At 67.4% G+C, this 19,688-nt stretch carries 15 protein-coding genes; 6 read left to right on the top strand and 9 right to left on the bottom strand.

The features are described from left to right. Positions 1 to 3 precede the first annotated feature (3 nt). From AC16DP_RS02855 to AC16DP_RS02835, 5 genes are all read left to right on the top strand, one after another. Positions 4 to 2,259 (top strand): FHA domain-containing protein, encoded by a 2,256-nt coding sequence (locus AC16DP_RS02855; protein ID WP_329732151.1) that lies wholly within the window; start codon positions 4 to 6, stop codon positions 2,257 to 2,259. A 92-nt stretch (positions 2,260 to 2,351) separates the two neighbouring features. Then, a complete protein-coding gene (gene polA, locus AC16DP_RS02850; RefSeq protein ID WP_329732152.1) occupies positions 2,352 to 5,081 on the top strand; it encodes a DNA polymerase I in 2,730 nt (909 codons plus the stop codon). Continuing rightward, the gene (locus AC16DP_RS02845; RefSeq protein ID WP_329732153.1) at positions 5,081 to 6,460 is read left to right on the top strand and encodes an AHH domain-containing protein; all 1,380 of its coding nucleotides are present in this window, start codon (positions 5,081 to 5,083) and stop codon (positions 6,458 to 6,460) included. The genes polA and AC16DP_RS02845 overlap by 1 nt, the downstream gene beginning before the upstream one ends. Before the next feature lie 8 nt (positions 6,461 to 6,468). Further along, positions 6,469 to 7,035 (top strand): imm11 family protein, encoded by a 567-nt coding sequence (locus AC16DP_RS02840; protein WP_329732154.1) that lies wholly within the window; start codon positions 6,469 to 6,471, stop codon positions 7,033 to 7,035. A 17-nt stretch (positions 7,036 to 7,052) separates the two neighbouring features. After that, positions 7,053 to 7,631, top strand: coding sequence for an imm11 family protein (locus tag AC16DP_RS02835; protein WP_329732155.1), 579 nt, complete (start codon positions 7,053 to 7,055; stop codon positions 7,629 to 7,631). Positions 7,632 to 7,915: 284 nt separating this feature from the next. Here the strand turns inward: AC16DP_RS02835 and AC16DP_RS02830 are convergent, their stop codons facing one another. The 5 genes from AC16DP_RS02830 to proC all read right to left on the bottom strand — a co-directional run bounded on the left by AC16DP_RS02830 (position 7,916) and on the right by proC (position 11,556). Further along, positions 7,916 to 8,413 (bottom strand): hypothetical protein, encoded by a 498-nt coding sequence (locus AC16DP_RS02830; protein WP_329732156.1) that lies wholly within the window; start codon positions 8,411 to 8,413, stop codon positions 7,916 to 7,918. A gap of 259 nt (positions 8,414 to 8,672) precedes the next feature. Further along, complete coding sequence (locus tag AC16DP_RS02825; protein WP_329732157.1) at positions 8,673 to 9,869, bottom strand: peptidase MA family metallohydrolase; 1,197 nt, start codon at positions 9,867 to 9,869, stop codon at positions 8,673 to 8,675. Positions 9,870 to 9,876: 7 nt separating this feature from the next. Beyond that, positions 9,877 to 10,176, bottom strand: a complete 300-nt coding sequence (locus AC16DP_RS02820; RefSeq protein ID WP_329732158.1) for a DUF167 domain-containing protein — start codon at positions 10,174 to 10,176, stop codon at positions 9,877 to 9,879. 3 nt (positions 10,177 to 10,179) lie between these two features. After that, positions 10,180 to 10,707: a DivIVA domain-containing protein gene (locus tag AC16DP_RS02815; protein ID WP_329732159.1), complete on the bottom strand. Its 528-nt coding sequence runs from the start codon at positions 10,705 to 10,707 to the stop codon at positions 10,180 to 10,182. Between the two features lie 21 nt (positions 10,708 to 10,728). Beyond that, positions 10,729 to 11,556: a pyrroline-5-carboxylate reductase gene (gene proC / locus AC16DP_RS02810; RefSeq protein ID WP_329732160.1), complete on the bottom strand. Its 828-nt coding sequence runs from the start codon at positions 11,554 to 11,556 to the stop codon at positions 10,729 to 10,731. Positions 11,557 to 11,674: 118 nt separating this feature from the next. On the opposite strand from proC, the gene AC16DP_RS02805 reads away from it, so the two are divergent. Then, positions 11,675 to 12,199, top strand: a complete 525-nt coding sequence (locus tag AC16DP_RS02805; protein ID WP_329732161.1) for a J domain-containing protein — start codon at positions 11,675 to 11,677, stop codon at positions 12,197 to 12,199. Positions 12,200 to 12,206: 7 nt separating this feature from the next. Here AC16DP_RS02805 and AC16DP_RS02800 read toward each other — a convergent pair whose 3' ends face one another. The 4 genes from AC16DP_RS02800 to tssI are packed head-to-tail and all read right to left on the bottom strand — an operon-like array spanning position 12,207 to position 19,568. Next, the gene (locus tag AC16DP_RS02800) at positions 12,207 to 12,884 is read right to left on the bottom strand and encodes an Imm26 family immunity protein (RefSeq protein WP_329732162.1); all 678 of its coding nucleotides are present in this window, start codon (positions 12,882 to 12,884) and stop codon (positions 12,207 to 12,209) included. Positions 12,885 to 12,903: 19 nt separating this feature from the next. After that, on the bottom strand, positions 12,904 to 17,034 hold the full coding sequence (locus AC16DP_RS02795) for a DUF6531 domain-containing protein (protein WP_329732163.1): 4,131 nt from the start codon (positions 17,032 to 17,034) through the stop codon (positions 12,904 to 12,906). Next, positions 17,031 to 18,335, bottom strand: a complete 1,305-nt coding sequence (locus AC16DP_RS02790; protein WP_329732164.1) for a tetratricopeptide repeat protein — start codon at positions 18,333 to 18,335, stop codon at positions 17,031 to 17,033. The genes AC16DP_RS02795 and AC16DP_RS02790 overlap by 4 nt, the downstream gene beginning before the upstream one ends. A 21-nt stretch (positions 18,336 to 18,356) precedes the next feature. Next, complete coding sequence (gene tssI / locus AC16DP_RS02785; RefSeq protein ID WP_329732165.1) at positions 18,357 to 19,568, bottom strand: type VI secretion system tip protein TssI/VgrG; 1,212 nt, start codon at positions 19,566 to 19,568, stop codon at positions 18,357 to 18,359. Positions 19,569 to 19,688 lie beyond the last annotated feature (120 nt).

Here is a 19,688-nt window from a genome sequence, read left to right as displayed (position 1 = left end):
CCCATGCCTACCCTGGTCGTCCGTCACCCCGACGGCAGCGAGAGCGAGCACGAGCTTTCCGGTGAGCTGAAGATCGGCCGCCAGGAAGGCCAGAATGATCTGGTCCTTGCCGAGGGCGGTGTGTCGCGCCGCCACTCCCGCTTCGTCGTGGAGGGCGGCAAGGTGATGGTGGAGGACGTGGGCAGCGCCAACGGCACCTTCGTGGACGGCCAGCGCATCACCGGCATGACGGTGCTCACGCCCAAGTCCCAGGTGCTGCTGGGCGACTACGAGCTGCGGCTCAAGGCGGCCGCGGGCCCGCGCACCACCGGCGCGCGCAAGCCGGCGGAGCCCGCGGAGGAGGGTGGCGGCGCTCCCATGCCCCGCTCCGCCACCCGGGCCATGCCCGCCATCAAGCGGCCCGCGCCGGGTGCTGGAGGCCCCTCGGCCCTGGCGAAGCGTCCCCGGCCCGGGAGCCCCGGCGCCGCGGCACCGGGCGCGAGCGAGGGCGCGGAGACGGGCGGTCTGGTGCTCAAGGGCCTCACCGGGCCCTGGGCCAACAAGCGCTACCCCGTGCAGGGCAAGCTGGTGGTGGGCCGCCAGGCGCCCGCCACGGTGGTGCTGGATGACGACTCGGTGAGCCGCAAGCACGCCGAGGTGGAGCAGACGCCCGAGGGCGCGGTGCTGCGCGACCTGGGCAGCGCCAACGGCACGTTGGTCAACGGCGAGCCCATGGGCACGCAGCCGGTGGTGCTGCAGCCCGGCGACGTCATCACCTTCGGCATGGTGGAGGTGGAGGTCGAGGGCTCCGCCGGGGCCTCCCACCTGCCCGTGCGGCGTGGGCGGGACGTGCCCTCGCGGCGTGGCACGGGCGCGGAGGCGGCGCCAGCGGCCGAGGCGGAGGCGGGAGGTGCTCCGGCCTCGCGCAAGCGGCTGCTGGTGGTGGCCGCCAGCGTGGTGGGTCTGCTGCTGGTGGCGGGGATCGTCAAGAGCACCCAGGGGAGCGGCCCGGGTACCTCACCCGCCAAACTGGCTCCTCCGCCTCCGAGCCCCACCGAGCTGGTGCAGGAGTCGCTCAGCCAGTGCCGTTCCTACTCCTCCATGGAGGGCAGCGAGCCGGACTGGGTGAAGGCCGAGGCCGCCTGCTCCAAGGCGCTGGACATCGATCCGATCAACGCCGAAGCCAACACGCTGATGCGCCGCATCAAGCTGGAGAAGGAGTCGGCCGACCTCTACGTGCAGGGCCAGAAGGCCCTCGGGCGCCTGAAGGAGGAGGAGGCGCTGGACATCTTCAAGAAGATTCCCAAGGAGAGCGCCTACTTCCGCCGCGCCAAGCCCAAGGTGCAGGAGGCGGTGGCCCAGGTGGTGAAGCGCGCCGAGGACGACTGCAAGCGCTACCTGCGCGACGCCCAGTGGGCTCCCGCGGTGCAGACGTGCGGCCGCTACATGGGCTTCGCCTGCCAGAAGATGTCCCGCGAGGAGCTGGAGCCCCCCATCGGCTTCAACCTGGTGCTGGAGAAGAAGAAGCGGCTGGGGCGCAACGAGTGGCGGCCCAAGGACAGGATCTACCTGGACTTCCTCATCGCCCGGAAGAAGGTGGAGCCCAATGCCGCTCCGTGGCTCTGCCCGGTGTCGGACATCTTCTTCCAGGACGAGGCCGCGCCGGATCCGAAGAAGATCGTGGAGGACACCTTCAAGCAGCGCCTGTCCCACAAGTTCCTGGTCGCGGGCATGATGGACTACTGGAGTGGACGCGGGGGCGAGGCGGTCGCCACCCTGCAGAAGCTGCGCTCCAACTACGAGCTGGCCCAGTACCACAACGACGCGGACAAGCTGCTCACGGACGTGAGCAACGTGGATCAGCTCTTCAAGATCGGCCAGGGCCACCTGCAGAACGAGGACGTGGAGAAGGCCGCCGAGCCCCTGCAGGAGGCGCTGGAGGTGGACAAGCGGCTGATGGGCGATATGGCCGACACCCGCCCGTCCTTCTACAAGCGCAACATCCAGCAGGACATGGCCTCCAAGGCCATCACGCGGGGCACGTTCTGGGATGAGCGCGGAGATCAGCGCCGCGCCTGCCGCATCTGGAAGCTGGGCTTCCGCTTCTACGCGGGCAACACGGACCTGAACTACCAGGTGGGCCGCTGCTCCACGCGTGGCCTCAAGGCGCTCAAGGCCGCCGCCACCTGCGAGGATCTGGATGCCGTGCTGGACCTCGCCGTGCCGGGTGACGGGCTCGAGGAGAAGGTGGTGGCCACGAAGAAGGAGAACGGCTGCTGAACCCCGGGACGCCCCGGGAGCGTTGACGGGTGCTCCCAGAGGGCGTCCCCGCCATGGACAGGGCGCGGGGGCTCGATTATGGCCGGGGACCTATGGTTCCCAGCCCTCCGGGCGGCTCGTCCCGCCTCGTCCTGATCGACGCCTCCAGCTTCATCTTCCGCGCCTATCACGCGATTCCCCCCCTGACGAACCGCAAGGGTGTGCCCACCAACGCCACCCTGGGCTTCACCCGGCAGGTGCTCAAGGCGCTCAAGGAGCTGAAGCCCACCCACGTGGCGCTCGCCTTCGACAAGGAGAGCCGCGCCGAGCGCCAGAAGATCGATCCCAACTACAAGGCCAACCGGAAGGAGACGCCGGAGGACCTGGCGCAGCAGTTCCCCTTCATCCGCCAGGTGGTGGAGGCGTTGAACCTGCCCGTGCTGGAGGTGGCCGGCTGGGAGGCGGATGACGTGATTGGCACCCTGGCCCGGCGCGCCACGGCCGAGGGCTTCTGCGTCCTGGTGGTCACCGGCGACAAGGACTTCGTGCAGATCGTCGACAAGGACGTGCACCTGTACGATCCGCAGAACGAGCGCTACACGGACCCCGCCGAGGTGAAGGAGCGGCTGGGCATCGAGCCCACGCAGATGCGCGACTACCTGGCGCTCATCGGCGACGCCGTGGACAACGTCCCCAAGGTGCCGGGCATCGGCCCCAAGTCGGCGGTGGAGCTGCTGACGCAGTTCGGCTCCGTGGACGCGATGCTCGAGCGGCTCTCCGAGGTGAAGAAGCCGAAGATGCGCGAGGCCATCGCCGCGCACCGCGAGAGCCTGCTGCGCGCGCGAGACCTGGTGACGTTCCGCACGGACCTGCAGCTGGACGTGTCCATCGAGCAGCTGAAGCGCCAGCCGCCGCATGACGAGCAGCTGCGCCAGCTCTTCACCGACCTGGAGTTCTCCGCGCTGCTGCGCGAGCTGCCGCCGAAGGCCGCCACGGGAGGAGAGGCCGCCGCGGAGGGCACGGGCGCGAGCGAGGCTCCGAGGACTGCCGCGAAGCTGCCGGCGAAGACGGAGATCGTCACCACGAAGGAGGCGCTCCAGGCGCTGGCCACGGCGGTGCGCGAGGCGGGCGCGGTGACGCTGGTGCCCGCGTACGAGGGTCTGCCCTTCGCCGCGTCGCTGGTGGGCCTGGGGGTGGCGCTGAAGGACGGCACCACGCGCTACGTGCCGCTGGCGCACGAGGGGCTCGGCGTGGAGCAGGTGCGGCCCGCGGACTTCAAGGCGGCGCTCCAGGGCGTGCTGGAGGACGTGGCGGTGAAGAAGGGCGGGCATGATCTCAAGGCCCTCTGGTTGCTGCTCAACCGCGAGGGAATCCAGCTGAGGGGAGGGGAGGACGACGTCGAGCTGCTCAGCTACCTGCTGGATGCCTCGCGGAGGGATCACAGCGTGGAGTTCCTCGCCCGCGAGCGGCTCCAGGTGGACCTGCCCGAGCTGCCCACCACGAGTGGCCGCAAGGCCCGTGCGCTGAAGGAGTACACACCCGAGGAGGTGGCGCTGGCGTACGCGCTCCGGGCGGAAGCGGCGCGGCAACTGGCTCCCGGGCTGTGGGAGGAGCTGGAGCCCCTGGGCCTGGCGAAGCTCGCGCGGGAGCTGGAGCTGCCGCTGGTGCCGCTGCTCGCGCGCATGGAGTCGCGCGGCGTGAAGGTGGACGTGAAGGTGCTGCGGCAGATCTCCGACAAGGTGGGGGCGGACTGCGAGGCGAAGGTGAAGGAGATCCACACGCTCGCGGGCACCGAGTTCAACGTGGGCTCCAACCCGCAGCTGGCCGAGGTGCTCTACAAGAAGCTGGAGCTGCCGGTCCTCAAGCGCGGGAAGACGGGCCCCTCCACGGATCAGGAGGTGCTGGAGAAGCTGGCCGAGGTGCACCCGCTGCCGCGCGCCATCATCGAGTACCGCTCGCTGTCCAAGCTCAAGAGCACCTACCTGGACACGCTGCCGGAGCTGGCGAGGAACGGGCGCATCCACACCACCTTCCACCAGGCGGCCACCGCCACGGGGCGGCTGTCCTCGTCGGATCCGAATCTGCAGAACATCCCCATCCGCACCGAGCTGGGAATGGAGATCCGCCGGGCCTTCATCGCGGAGGAGGGGAATCAGCTCGTCTCGGCGGACTACAGCCAGATCGAACTGCGGCTGCTGGCGCACATCGCCGAGGATCCGGTGCTCATCGACGCCTTCGCCCGGGACGAGGACATCCACAGCCGCACGGCGGCGGAGATCTTCGGCGTGGCGCAGGACCAGGTGACGAGGGATCAGCGCCGCGTGGCGAAGACGGTGAACTTCGGCATCGCCTACGGCCTGAGCTCGTACGGGTTGTCCACGCGCCTGAACATCCCGGACGAGGAGGCGCGCGACATCATCGAGCGCTACTTCAAACGCTACGCGGGCATCAAACGCTACCTGGAGGAGACGGTGCGGGTGGCGCGGGAGCGGGGGTACGTGGAGACGCTCTTCGGGCGGCGCCGGCCGATGGCGGACCTGCGCGCGAAGAACCGGCAGGTGGTGCAGGCGGCCGAGCGCGCCGCCATCAACATGCCGATCCAGGGCACGGCGGCGGACCTCATCAAGAAGGCGATGCTGGCGGTGGACGAGGAACTGCGGAAGCAGGGCTTGCGCACGCAGATGCTGCTGCAGGTGCACGACGAATTGCTCTTCGAGGCGCCGGAGGCCGAGGTGGAGCAGGTGAAGGAGCTGGCGCGCCGGTGCATGAACGCGGTGATGCAGCTCAAGGTGCCCCTCAAGGTGGAGGTGGGGGCGGGGAAGACGTGGGCGGACGCGCACTGATGTCTCCGCGTTTGGTTCTCGCTCTGGGTCTGCTGTTGCTGGTGCCGCGGTGGGCCCGGGCCGCTTCACCTGAATCCGAGTCACGCCTTTCCGTGCTGGAGGGCGTGGCGGTCAGCGGACACCACAGCCCCACGTATGGCCATGGGCTCGAGCTCACCTTCAAGCCGCTCGGGCCGGACCCGGCCCTGGCACGGCTCGCAGTGGAGGATGCACGGGCATTCGTGGAGGCCCTGGAGACGGCATTCCAGATGCCCATGCCACGGTCGGTCAGGTCCTTTGAGTCGGGACGTCCTCGGGCCACGGTGACGGTGGACCTTTTCTCGGAACCATCGCCAGGCGCACGTTTGTCTGATCTGGAGAGACGTGTGCGTGAGGCATACGCGCAGCTATACGGTCCTCCGTCCATGCCGCTGCTGTCTTCCCTCGAGAGCAGCCGGTGGTTCCATGCACTCAAACTCTCACCTCGCTACATGGACGAGGGCGTGCGCGCGGCGGCCGTGGAACTGCTCAGCTCACCGACCGTCGCGTATTCCATGGCGTTGTCCATGATGCTGTACATGGCGGCGTGGGCCGCGCCCGAGCCAGTGTTCAGCAAGGCATTGGCTGGAGCCATCACGTTGGGCCTGCTGCTGACTTACAGCGCGGCGGAGCTCTACACCGTGGGTCTGGCATGCCTGAACCTCTACCGGGAGGCGGAGGCGGCGAGGACGCAGGAGCAACTCGAGGCCGCCGCCGAGCGCTTTGGTAGGGCAATCGGGGGAGTAGGGTTGCGCGTGCTGGTGACGGTGGCCGGGGCGAAGCTGGCCAAGGGGTTGCCGGAGGTGCCAAAGGGCGGGATGTGGGCACGCTTTTCACCTCCACGCTTCGCTTTCGCGGGAGGGGGCGCTCGGGGCGGTTTCTCAGTAGGGGGGGGGACCCGTGCCCAGGTGAACGTGGCGAACGGCACGGTGGTCCTCATGGGCGTGTCCGCGAATACGGCGGCCACCGCTGTCTCTGCTGCAGTCACTTCCGCTCGGACGTCAGGTGCCTGCCGGGATGCCTCGGACAAAGGCGAGGCCAAGGCACATCACCTCGCCACGAATAAGAACGATATATCAGATGTCAGCGGCGGTCCTTGGACGCCTCGCTTCGAGATTCTCTTCGCTCGTGCTGCCATGAGCCTGGATGACCCGGCGAATATCGTTTATCTCATCGCCCATCAGGGTCCACATCCCGAGGCATACCACCAAGAAATCTACACTCGCTTGGAGACTGCGCTTGGGAGATGCCGAGGCAAGGTTGAGTGCCGGGCCAAAATCGTAGAGGAACTCGATCAGATTGCAGCTGACATCTGCAAGCCAGGATCGGTGCTCAATAAGCTTCTCACAAAAAAGCCATGAATTCTCCGATGCAATATTTCGATTTGTGGGATGACCTGTACGTCCCTGGGCGGTGGCACTTGAGCGCTCCCGACGTAGATGAGCATGGGCGAGAGATAGATCCATGGCAATTCAAGGATGGAGAGGTCATCAAGCTGGAGGCTGCGCCAGTGCTGCGAATGGTCCGCCCAGGAGCTCCTCTCGATTTCAGTCTGACTGGCTTGACGGTGCCGTTGGTCAATAGCCGCGTCGTTTCTCTTTTCGAGCACCTGGGTCTTGCGCAGGAGGTGCAATTCATACCGGCTCGAGTGGATGGCTTCACCGAGCCTTACTTTCTGCTCAATGCCCTCCGTGTGATCCGCTGCATTGACGATGCTCGCTGCGAGGAGGTTCTCTACTGGCTGCCCAAGGACAACCGCCCGGACAAATTGGGCCAGTATCGAAATATAAGAGGTTTAAGAGTGGATCCGACGAAAGTGGGAGATTCCAACATCTTCCGTCCATGGGGGTGGACGGTTACCCTCATTGTTTCCGAACGCATCAAACTGGCGATGGAAGATGCGGCCATTACCGGCACCAGGTTCACGGGAGTTTGAGCGGTCAGGATCAAGCCATGGGCGCTCCTCCGCGTTATTTCGAGCTGTGGGACGAAATGAGTGTGCCGTGCCGTTGGGTGTTGTATCAGACAGACATTGATGACCATGGGCGGAAGTTGGACCCCTGGCAATTCAAGAGAGGGACACTGCTTCATCTGGATGGGCGGCCCGTTCTCGGCATCGCCCATCCCGGCGTTCCGCTGGATTTCAGTCTGACCGAGCTTGCCACGCCCGTGGTGACCGAGCGTTTCGTCTCACTCTTCGAGCAGCTGGAGCTTGGAAACGAGGTCCAATTCATTCCAGCTCAAGTGGAAGGGCACACGGAGCCTTACTTCATTCTCAATGTCTTGAACGTCATCCGTTGCATCGATGACGCCCGATGCGAGGAGGTGTCGTACTGGAGGCCCGAGGATGGAGAGCCAGAACTGGTCGGCAAGTATCAGAATGTCAGTGGATTGAAGGTGGACCCGGCCAGGATGGGAGACCTCAGCATCTGCCGTCCCTGGGGATGGACGGGAGCCATCATCCTCACCGAGCGCGTCAAGCTGGCCATGGAGCGCGCGGGCATGACTGGCCTCCGGCTCCGTGAAGCCTGACGTCCGCGAAGTCTGAAAAGACTCGGGCGGACGCATACCGACGTACGCGTCCGCCCGGAGAACAACGCCGACCCGTCCGGCCGTCGAGGCGCGTGAACCCCCATTCACGCGGCTTCCAACGGCCACTCCTTGCGCGCTCACCGCACCCCCGCGCGGGAACACGCCCCCTTTTCGCGCCTCGGGCCCCCCAATTGGCCCGTCAGCGCGCCCCCTTCAACCGTCGGCCCTCGGACTCCTCCCAGCATTGGAGCAGTCAAGCCGGACGGGTCGGCACCCCCCTCAACTCAATGCATCGCCACCCGCTCGTGCTCCTCGCTCACCGAGGGCCGCTCGCGAATCGCCACCGGCTGCTTCTCGAAGATCTGCACCACCAGGCCCGCGAAGGGCACCCTCGGCCTCGGCGCCAGCGGATTGCCCAGGCGCTCCATCAGCGCCACCGACGAGTCCACCGCCTCGTCCAGCGCCTGGTTCACCACCGCCCGCTCCGTGTCGCCTCCCCCCAGCGCCTCCACCGCGTCCACCAGGCAGCGGCGCAGCGCCGCGAACTCCTCGTGCAGCGCGCGCACCCCACGCCCCGGCGCCAGCCTCAGCACCGCGCGCGTCCGGCTCCACGGGCTGCCTTCCTTGCCCTCCAGCTTCTTCCCCACCTCGCGGATGAACGGCTCCACCACGCTGTCCAACTGGTTGCGCGGCGGCCCCCCGTCCTTGCGCGCCTCGGCGAAGCGCACCCGGCGCCATGCCGCGGCCAGCCGCTCCGGCTGCCCCGCGAACACCCTCGCCACCCCTGCTCCCCGCCGTGCCCGCTCCACCATTCCGCTGCCCTCCGCTCTCGTGGCGCCGTCTAAAGCAAGCCGGTTGCCAACGACCGCTCGTCGCGCGTGGACAGTGAAATCAGCCGTTTGGCTCAGCTCCTGGGCGCCGGGAGTCCCGGCGGGCTGTAGTTTTTTCGCCGAGCCCGCGCAAAGGGCAGGGCCGTGGGGCGCGCGGTCTCTTCCGTGGGCAGGTTTTTTCCCACCGGAAGGACACGGCGCGGCCCCCGTTTCAATGCACTGTCGGCTTGGGCGGACGCGGCTCGCCTTCCTCGTCGTCCTCGAATTCCTGGCCGTTCGTCACGCTCGGCTCCACGGGCTCGTTCCACTCGGGGGCCAGGGCGTCCGCCGGCTTCGGCGCGTCCGCACCCTCCACCCCGTCCACCGGCTGTGGCGGCGGGGGCATCTGCAGGGCGCGCTGCTGGGCCAGCTCCGCCTCGAGGGCCGCGCGCAGCTCCGCCTCCTCGGCCTCGTCCCGCGCCTCCATCTCGGCCAGGTGCTCTTCCTTCTGCTTGCGCCGCCGCACGTACGCCGCCACCACCAGCCCCGTCATCCCCAGCCACAGCAGCGAGGAGCTCGTCGTCAGCGGCAGCCAGCCATAGCGCGCCGCCAGCCCCTCGCGCCACGCCATCTCCTCCACCCACAGCGACGACTTGAAGGCCTTGCCGAAGGCCTGCTCGAAGGGCTGGCCCGTGGCCACCTCGTCCACCAGCCGGCCCATGCCCTCCGGGCCGTACTTCGCCGACAGCCACGCCACGAAGGCCGCGCTCTGCGCGTACGCTATCTCCACGTCCGACGGCAGGTCCGGCCACGCGTCGTACAGGTGCTCGAAGCGGAACACCTTCTCCTGCTTCACCGCCCGGAAGAGCGTCGCGTAGTGCGTCATGGACCAGTTCTCGCCCGTCAGGTTCTGCGCCAGGCCCTCCTGGAACCACCGGGGCCAGCCGCGCGCCAGCTGTCCCAGCGCCACGTGCGCCAGCTCGTGCCGCAGCGTCACCATGCCCTCGGGGCCCGCCATCGTCAGCGCGTTGAGCAGGACGATCCGGTGCGACGGGTACGCCAGCGCCACCGCCCAGCCCGGAGGCGCTCCCCCGGGCAGCGCCAGCGCCTCGAACTCCTCGCGGCCCACGCCCACCCGAATCTCCGTCACCCCCGGCCAGTCCCGCCCCAGCACGCTCACGAAGCCGTCCCGGATGGACTCGATGCCGCCGGCCAGCTGGCGCGCGGAGCCCTCGGACTTCACGGTGTAGAGCAGCCGGAAGCGCGGCGTGGCCACCTCGCCCACCACCAGCGCCGGGCGGGGCAGGGGCACCATCGCCGGCTCCACGCCTCCATTGGCGTGGCCGGCCTCCGGCGTGGGGAGGGTGAGCTCCTGCGCCCGCGCGAGCGGGGCCAGCAACAGCATCAGGAGCAGGAGCAGGTGGCGCATGGGAGCCTCACGTGGCTCCAGACATAACAGCCTCGGCGTGTGCCGCGCCAAGCCCCTCGACTCGCACCCGTTTACGACGCGAGGTGTCACCCGACACCAGGCTCACCTGCCGCTTGGGTACCCCCAGCTGCTTCGCCAGGAACTCCAGCAGCGCCGCGTTGGCCTCGCCATCCACCGGTGGGGCGGCGAGCTGAATCTTCAGCAGGCCGTCGTGCTCGCCCACCACGCGCGTGCGCGAGGCCCTCGGCTGCACCACCACGGCCAGCTCCACCGCGCCGGGCACTTCCTTCACCCAGGGAGCACCCATGGGTCAATCGGCGTTCTGCGCCTTCTTCTGCGTGAGGTACGCCACGTTGTCCTCCACGCGGGCGTAGTCCTTGTCGGCGAAGGTGCGGCCGCTGAACGTCTCCAGCAGCTTCTGGTGCGCCTCCACCACCGACTTCACCTGGGACTCGAACTGGGCGCGCTGGCGCTTCAGCTCGTTGATGTCCTCCACCACCTGCACCAGCCGCTGGTGCGCGCCGTGGACGATCTTCTCCGCCTGGTGCTCGGCGTCCGCGAGGATGATCTCCGCTTCCTTCTTGGCCGCGGCCTTCATGTCCTCGCTGATGCGCTGCGCGGTGACCATCGTCTCCTGCAGGGTGCGCTCGCGCTCCAGGTGCTGCTCCAGCTTGAGCTGGGTGCGCTTGAGCTCCTCCTTCAGGCCGATGTTCTCCTTCACCACCTCCTCGAACTCGCCGGCGATGAGCTCCAGGAACGCTTCCACCTCCCGCTTCGAGAAGCCGCGCAGGGCCGTCTCGAAGCGCTTCTGCCGGATGTCGAGCGGGGTGATCTTCATGCCCCCCAGTATAAGCCAGCCCTAGGACTTCTCCAGGAACTGCTCCCCCAGCTCCCTGGCCCGCCGGGTGGCGGCCTCCACCGCGTTGATGAGGGTGGTGCGCAGCCCGCCTGCCTCCAGGGTATGCAGGCCGGCGATGGCCGTACCCCCGGGGCTCGTCACCTGGTCCTTGAGCTGCCCGGGGTGGGCGCCCGTCTCGATGAGCAGCTGTGCACTGCCCAACACCGTCTGCGCGGCCAGCTTGAGCGCGGTGTAGCGGGGGAGGCCCACCTTCACGCCCGCGTCCGACAGGGCCTCGATGATGAGGAAGATGTAGGCGGGGCCGCTGCCGGACAGGCCGGTGACGGCGTCCAGGAGGTTCTCGTCCACCACGGTGGTGGTGCCCACGGACTGGAAGATGCGGGTGGCCACCGCCAGGTCCGCCTCGCTGGCGTGCTCGCCCGGGGACAGCGCGCAGGCGCCCATGCCCACCAGGGACGGGGTGTTGGGCATGGTGCGGATGATGCGCGCCCCGGCCCCCAGCCGCCGCTCCATGGCCGCGATGGGCACGCCGGCCGCCACGGAGATGATGAGCTTGCCCGGATCCACCGCCGTGGCCACCTGGATGAGCACCTTGTCCAGCGCCTGCGGCTTCACGGAGAGCACCACCACGTCCGCCTCGCGCACCGCGGACAGGTTGTCCGTCGTGGTCCGCACCCCGTAGGTGCGCTGGAGCGTCTCCAGCCGATCCCCCCGGCGCCCGGTGGCGATGAGGGACTCGGGCTTCGCGTTGCCGGCGCGCAGCAGCCCCTTGATGAGCGCCTCGGCCATGTTGCCGGCGCCGAGGAAGGCGATCGTCTTGTCGAGCATCCCCCGGCTTCTACCAGCGCGACCGTCTGGTTGCAGATTTCTTGACGGGAGATCGGATCGTGGGACCTTGACACCCACTACAGGCCTGTAGCGCCTGAACGGAGAGGTCGAGAGCACCATGAGCGCGGCGGCTGCGACGAGCTGGAACTGGCGGACCCTGGAGAACGTGGAGGTCGAGTGCACCCACTGCGGTGTGCGCATGACGGGCCACTCGGGGCCACGGGTCAAGTACTTCCGTTGCGGCTCGTGCCACCGCTGGGTCTCCAGCGTCTACACGGACGTCTTCCGCGCGGACGCGAAGATGCGCACCCACCCGGTGAAGGAGAAGACGGACGGGGACGCCCAGTTCCTGGCCGTGAAGGACCGGCTGGAGGCGTGGCTGGCGGCCATCGACGACCAGGATCCGTACCGGGTGCTGGGGGTGTCGCCCTCGGACTCGCCCGAGGTGGTGCGGGCCCGCTTCCGCGAGCTGGCGCTCGAGCGCCACCCGGACCGCGGTGGCTCCGAGGCCAAGATGCGCGAGCTGAACCTGGCCTACGAGAAGATCCTCCGTCACCGTCAGCGCAAGCGGATTGAAGCGCTGGAGGCGGGTGCGGCCCAGGTGCGTGGGGCCTCGGCGCTGCCCGCCGCTCGCGGCCGGTAGTCGCCGTTCACTTCCTGTCCAGGGCCTCCTCCACACGCGCCGTCAAGGATTCGTGGGTCCAGAGGCCCGCTCGCTCCACTCCTTTTGCTTCCTCGTTGCTGACGGGGCGGTACTTGGAGCCGGTCCTGATCTTGTAGTCACCCGGAACCCCCAGTAGGAACTCGAGCTTGTCCAGGTCCTCCGGTGCATAGTCCGGGTCCGAGCTGACAATCGGGTAGGCCAGATCCCGGAAGGCCCGTGTGCCATTGGCATGGACGGGGTGGAAGAGCCGTCCGGATTCAAGGATGGTCGAGGTGGGAACGGCACTGCGCGAGGTGGCCTTGAAGACCTCCACGATCTCGCCGTGGGAGCCTCCGGCCTCCATGATGCGTCCGAACGCGAAGCGCCCGTCCTTCAGGGGAATGGCGAACACGTCTCCGGCTTTGTACGTCTGCCGCTTCGGACGTTTGGCGGTCTTGATCTGGACCGAGGCGACCTTGCGCTCCTCGAACCCCGAGAAGAGGGTGTCATCGGCATTGGCCCGCAGACTCGTCTCCAAGAGCACCTGCAACTCCTCGCAGGTCATCTTCCGCCCAAGGGCCCCCTCGTACATCCGCGACAGCTTGCGCAGGAATGCGTAGGTCTCATCCAGCACCTCGTCACCCAGCACGGCACCTTCGTGTCCAGCGGAGTCGAACCATCCCATCGTCACTCCTCTCCTTTCCTCAACTGCACACCGTGCTGCTCTTCGCCAGCTTGTCCATCTTCTCCTGGCGGGCGCGCTCGAAGTGCGCCTGCCTGGCGGGAGGACGGTTTGGGTTGTCCACGAACGAATTGAGCTTGTTGCCCCGGTTCTTCGCGGAGACAGGTTCTCCGATCTCGCCCGTCCGGGTTCCATGGTGATCGATATAGGCCTGCTCGTAGCCACGGGCGGTACCATAGGAGACGCCGCCATCGAGTTCGATGAGTCCGCCGCCCCGTTGCTGCGCCGTGGGGTCTAACCGGCCGTCGGCGATGTGCTCATCCAATCGCCGGTTGGCATCATTGCTGATGCCGATGTAGTAGGGCTTTTCCGTGGGAGGTCCGGGTGGATCGTACAGGCCGTAGACGGAATACCCGGGAGTGCTCTCGTGGACCAGCCCGTACGGGTCGAGGCCGTCCGCCGGGCTTGGGACATAGTTCCAGAGGTTCAAGCCCCCCTGGTAGCCCAGCGGATCGGCGCTGATGTACATCGCCAGGGCCGGGTCGTAATAGCGGAAGCGGTTGTAGAAGAGTCCCGTCTCCCGATCCTCGTACTGTCCAGGGAAGCGCAGCGGCACATCCACCGAGAGCTCCGTGCGCCTGCGTACCATCCCAAAGCCAGACAACTCGGCCCGCCAGGCAACGCGGCCCGCCGTGTCGATCGCCAGCTTCGGCGTCGCATTCGCATCGGACTCGATGAAGTAGCACTGCTTCGCTTCGAAGACTGCCAGGGGCTCGAAGCTCCCGGGTTGTGACAGGAACTCCCGCGTGCTCCGGGAGAGGGTTCCTCCCGCCGGGGGGGAGCCCGTCGCCGGACCTTCCGTCTCCTCACGCCAGGCGGTTCGCTTCTCGCCGAGCAGGACGTCCCCGTCCCAGAGGAACACGACCTCCTCGACCTGGGTGCCCTCCCGCACGCGCTTGAGCACACGACGCCCGAATGGATCGTAGCTGTACTCCACCTGCGTCTTGTTACCGGAGGCAGGGGTGACCACGGTGCGGCTGAGCTGGCCCGCCGCATTGTAGTCATGGGAAAGCCTGCTCTTCGGCGTCTGCTTCTCCGTCAGGTTTCCGTCCTCGTCATACCGGAGCTGGAAGACCTCCTGGGTGAGCTCACAGGGGCCCTCGGCGAGGAGCTTGCCCTCGGGCGCCCCGAGCCTGTTGCCGGCGGTATCGTAGGAATAGAGCTCCTCGGTCTGGTCCGCGTAGCGGGCGCGGACCAGACGGCCGGTGTCATCGTGAGTGAGCTGGATGCCTCCGGAGGCCTCATCCCCGAAGGCCTTGAGTTGGGAGGCGGCGTCATAGGAATAGGCGGAGTAGGTGAGCGGCTCGCTCTCCCGGCTGATGACACTGGTGCGCAACCGGCCCGCGGGGGTGTACTCCCGGCGCCGGACCGCTCCTCCCTGGTACCGCAGCTCGCTCTCCCGGCCGAGCGCGTCATGCCGCATCCGGAGCAGGGGACCACTGGCTTCCGCGACCTCGGCGAGCTGGCCACAGGCGTCATAGGTCAGCTTCAGGCGGTGACCCAGCGATGACCCACGCGCAACCCGGTTGCCGGCCGCATCGTACTCGAAGCGGACCTCCTCGCCGTTGATGCGCTCGGCCACGAGGCGGCCCGCTCCATCATATTTCCTCAACACCCGGGTCGCGGAGTTCCTGGCCTCGAGCAAGCGCCCGGCCAGATCGTACTTGAAGGTCTCCTCCTGACCGTCGTCGCGGACCCGCTTCGTGCAGCGCCCGAGCTGATCATGTTCGTAGCGGGTACTCAGGCCGCGCGCGTCCGTCCTGGAGACGAGCCGGTTGGCTCCATCGTACGTGTAGCGATGGCGCCGGCCGAAGGCGTCCTCCTCGACGATGCGGCCGAGGATGTCCCGTTGCAGCCGGTACTCGTGATTGGCCGGGTTGCGGATGCCAATGAGTTCCAGCTCCTTGTCGTACTCGAACCGGGTATGGGCGCCCGTCTCGTCCAGCGTCGCGACACACCGGCCCAGGGGTCCATACAGGTGATGCCGGGTGTGTCCCAGCGCGTCCGTCTGCTTGATGATGCGTCCGGCGGCGTCATGGCTGAACAGCCGCACCGTGCCGCCTGGCTCCACGAGGCGTGTCAGCCGGCCGGCCGCGTCGTACTCGAACCGCGTCTCCTGGCCGAGTGCATCCTTCCTGCTGACGAGCCGTCCCAGGGCATCGTGGTGTCTCACGGTCCGCTGGCCGAGCGGGTCCTGGATGACAGTCAGATCCCCCGCGGCGTCCCAGGAGTAGGTGAAGGTGTTTCCGTTGGGATCCACCTCCTTGGTGCGCAGTCCGCGTGCATCCACCTCGTAACGCCAGACGGCGCCTCCGGGTTCCTTCTCCTCCACCAGGTTTCCGCGTTCGTCGTAGGCGCGGCACCTCTTGCTTCCGTCCGGGGAGAGAACCTCCGTCAAGCCACCGCGTGCGTCGTAGGTGAAGCGGGTCGTGACTCCCGCAGGCTCCTCGATGCAGACCACCCGCCCGTGCTCATCACGGATGTAGTGTGTGTGCTCACCCAGGGCGTTGACCTGCGATAGGTGGGCGCCGGCATGGTCGTACGTGTACCGGAGCTCGTTTCCGAGCGCGTCGAGCTGGTGGGTGACGAGGCCCAGCTCGTTCCATTCGTAGGTCGTGCGCGCGCCCCGGCTGTCCTGGACGGTCGTGGTCCGGCCCGGCAGATCATAGGTGAGCCATCGCTCGAGGACCCCCCCATCCCCCCAGGTATGGATGCATCGACCACTGGGATCATGGCGATCGTATTCGAAGTAGAACGAGATGCCGTCCCGGCCGGTCTCCTGGATCAGGAGGTGATGGAGATAGGAGAACCGCTGCGCGGCGCCGGTCGCGTCATGGACGGCGACGAGATCGCCGACCTTGTCGTAATCGTAGCGCACCAGGGGTTGGCGTTGCTGCGGGTTCGCGGGATCCGGGCCATGGATCGCGGAGATCCGCCACGAGGCATCCCATTGAAAGGACAACCTTCGTCCGGCGCTGTCGATGATTTGCGAGATACGGCCATACTGGCGCTCGATGGAAATGGCATTGCCGCAAGGGTCCTCGATGCGGACGAGCGGCCAGGGCGCCAGTTCTGGTGGTTTCGGGGAGGGGGATTGGAAATGGAACCGGACTCCCGTGTCGGTCTGGAGCACGTAGCCGGAGGGCCCCAGCCTCAAGGTGAGGCGCTCCTGCGGATTCCAGCTGGAGCCGCCCGGAAGCGGAGGCGCGAAGGGCACGTGCCGGCCGTCATCGAGCCTCACCACGATGGCTTCCGCGCTGGGAAATACCGCCAGATCGTAGGAATGGTGCCAGCCGTGGCCCAGCTCGCCGGTATGGGTGGAGGTGCTGTACCAGACGCGGCGCCAGACCAGGGGCAATGGCCCCGGGAGCACGAAATCGGTGTCTTCCGTCAGGACCTTGCCCGTGGCGATGTCCACCGGGTGGCCCGTCAAGGAACAGACGGCCCGGTGAACGCGATTGCGCGCGCGCTCACCCAGCCCCAGCTTGTCCATCACCTTGTCCGCCGCCTTGTGGATGCGCTCGGACAAGGCCTTCATCTTCCGGCTGGCCTTCTGCAACTTGCGCAGCTTCTTCAGCCCTTTGAGCAGTACGCCGATCGCCAGCTGAGAGAGCAGGCCCGCCATGGAAATGGTAGGCGGTCCCCCCACGATGACCGGTGGCCCCGCGGGAATGGACAACGCGATGGACGTGGGCAGCAGCAGCGTCTTGGCCCCGGGTCCCTTCTTGCGCGGCGGCGAGGGCATGCCGATGTCCTGGCAGCTCAGCACCGGCAGCATCATGTAGGTGAAGGGCTCCTCGTCCACGACGACCGTGGAGCTCCCCATGAAGGTTTCGTTCTCGTTGCCCGGAGGCCTGGCGAAGACGCCACCGATGGGGAAGTGCGGCGGAAGTGCGACGCCTCCCGTGCCCGCCTGCGCTCGCGGCAGGCCATTCACGTTGACCGTGGAGCCGATGAGCGGGAGGTAGTCGAACGGATCGAAGACGAGGCCGATGTGGGGGTGGGGAATGGGCACCACCGGGCCTGGCGGGGTGATGATGAGGTGGATATCGATTCCCAGCACCGGATCCAGGTGCTTCACCGCGGGCATCATGCGTGCTGTCCTCCCACGGCGGACGTCTTCGGCCGCCAGTCCTCGCCCAGCACCGACACCACCTCCGACTCCATCTGCCGTGCGGTGCTCTCTCCCTGTCGCTGCTGGCTCAACCTCACCAGCGCCTCACCCAGGAAGGGCAGCGTCGAGCCCGCGCGAGCCCGCGCTTCCATGCCCAGGCCCACCTCCCAGGCCCGTCTTCCGCAGGCCCATGCCTGCTCCCACTCCTTGCTCATCTCCCAGCACCAGCTGGCCATGCGCCAGCACTCCAGCTCCATGAGCGCATCCTTCAGCTCGCACGCCAGGGGGGCCGATTCCTCGTACAGCACGGCGGCCTGTGGGTACTGCTCCGCCGTGACCTGCACGCAGCCCCGCCCCATGCGCGACTTGAGCCGGAGGATGGCTCCCTGCGTGTCTCCCTGGCTCTGGGCCTCGGTCGCCGCATCCTCTGCCTTCTGGTAGTGGGCAAGCGCCTCCTGGTGCCGCTTCGTGCCCAGCAGCGCGCCGCCCACCACGAAGTGCGCAGCCACCGCGAGGGGGTGCCAGCCCTGCTCCCTGGCCAGTGCCACGGCCTGCTCTCCCAGCCGCTCCACCTTGCCCACGTCCCCCTTGGTGGCCGCGGTGCTCATGCGCACGAGGAGGTCGCGGAAGCGCCCTCCTGGCGTGTCCAGGTGTCCCGCTTCTTGTGACAGCTCCTCCATCGCCCGAGCCATGTCCAGCCTCGCCGCCACTGTCACGATCTTGCCCGGCAGGTCCTTCGCCAGCGGTTCCAGCTCCCGCGTGCGCGCATCGTCCAGCACCACCAGTCGCACGTGCGGACCCTGGAGCTGCTGCACTGCGCCGCCGAGCCACTTCCGCCAGGCATTCGCCTCCTCCACCCGCGCCGGCACCAGTACCGCCACCAGATGCTCGCACACCCCTTCGTAGTGGTGGCGCAGCGAGCCGCATGCCCGCAGGAAGGACTCCAGGCCTGTGTCGCGCTCCACCACCGGTGGGCATTGCCACACGGCCCCTTCCTTCTCCAACCCGGCCCGGCTCTCCTCTAGCCGCTTCACCATCGCCTCACGCAGCGAGTGCCCGTACCGCTCCGCGTCCTCGAAGGGCTCGTCAAATCGCATGAAGAGGTCCGGACACTCCCCCGTCCGTTCATCCTCTTCCTTGCGGACAAAGGCCTCCACCATCCGCACCTCGTCCGGCTCCACCACCCAGCGCAGCAGGCGTGCCTCGGGTTGCTGGGCGAATTCCGTCCACTGGTCGTGCAGCAGCTCGAGCCGCCGCTCCACCGCGTTCTTCCTCGCCATTGTCGTGCCTCCTCCCGGGTTTTACGGACGCCCCTTGTCGGCGGGGGTCGGCTCGACGGGTTGCGCCTCCGCGGGCAGCGCCGGTTCGGTGGGGGAGGCTCCGCTGCCGCTCAGGGCCGCGCCTCCGCTGTTGAGGTTGATGATCGTCCCGGAGACGGAGATCCCCGCCGCGTCGATGGTGATGAAGCCGCCTGGCCCTTTGAGCGTCAGTCCCGCGCCCGCCTCGATGATGATGTTCATCGACTTGAGGTGGATCTCCTGTCCCGCCTCCAGCGCATGGTTGGCACCCGCCTTCACCTGGAGATCCTGCCCGACGGTGATGGACCAGGTCTCTCCAACCTTCTCATTGCGGTTGGCGCCCACCGTGAGGTGGCTGTCCGCACCCACCTTCTCCTTGCGCACGGCCTCGATGATGACGTCCTGATTGCCCTCACCGTCGATACCGCCCACATGCAGCTTCAGATCCCCGCCAATGTGCTCCTGGCTGTGACGGTGTACCTTGAGGCTCTTGTCCCGATAGATCAGCTCGTTCTGGTCACCCACCTTCCCATCCTTCCCGTTGCTTCCGATGGTCTGGTGGCGGTTGTGCAGGATGTTCTCCATGGAGTCATTCTTGACGTGGACATCCATGTTGCGCTGCGCGTGGATGAAGACCTGCTCCTGGCTCTTCTTGTCCTCGAAGCGCAGCTCGTTGAAGCCCTCACCACCCGGGGAGGTGTTCGTCCTGAAGGTGCTCTTGGTCTTCTCTTCGGGAAGAGGGTAGGGCGTGGGATTGAGCCCGTTGTATACCCGCCCGGTGATGAGTGGCCGGTCCGGGTCTCCCTCGATGAAGTCGACAACAACCTCCTGGCCGATGCGCGGAATGAACATGGCGCCCCACATCTCGCCGCCCCAGGGCTGGCTCACGCGCACCCAGCATGAGCTCTTGTCATCGTGCTTGCCCTCCCGATCCCAGTGGAACTGCACCTTCACCCGCCCATGCTCGTCGACGTGGATCTCCTCGCCTGCGGGGCCCACGACGGTGGCTGTCTGAACTCCGCGCACGACGGGCCGGTTCGTCGTCCTCGGCGGCCGGAAGGGAACCTGGGCCGACATGCACGTGAAGGAGTTGCCGTAGCTGAAGGCTCCCCCTTGCGCCTCCTCCTCCAGCACCTGGGGTTGGTGTCCATGATGTCCCACGCTGGTGATCAGGTAGCGCAGGTTGAAGTCCGCTCGGGGGTGCTGCTCTAGCACCAAACGCCGAATGAGGCGGGGACGGGTAGCTTGCAGTGTTCCGCTACTTGGAGCAGGCGGAGCAGGCGGCGCTCGCGCGCGGCTTGAGGCCCCACTTGCGAGCAGACAGAGAAAGAGACT

This window comes from Archangium sp. (genome assembly GCF_057119385.1).
Note: the sequence above shows the minus strand (reverse complement) of the source record. Positions and strands in the feature narration are given on the sequence as shown.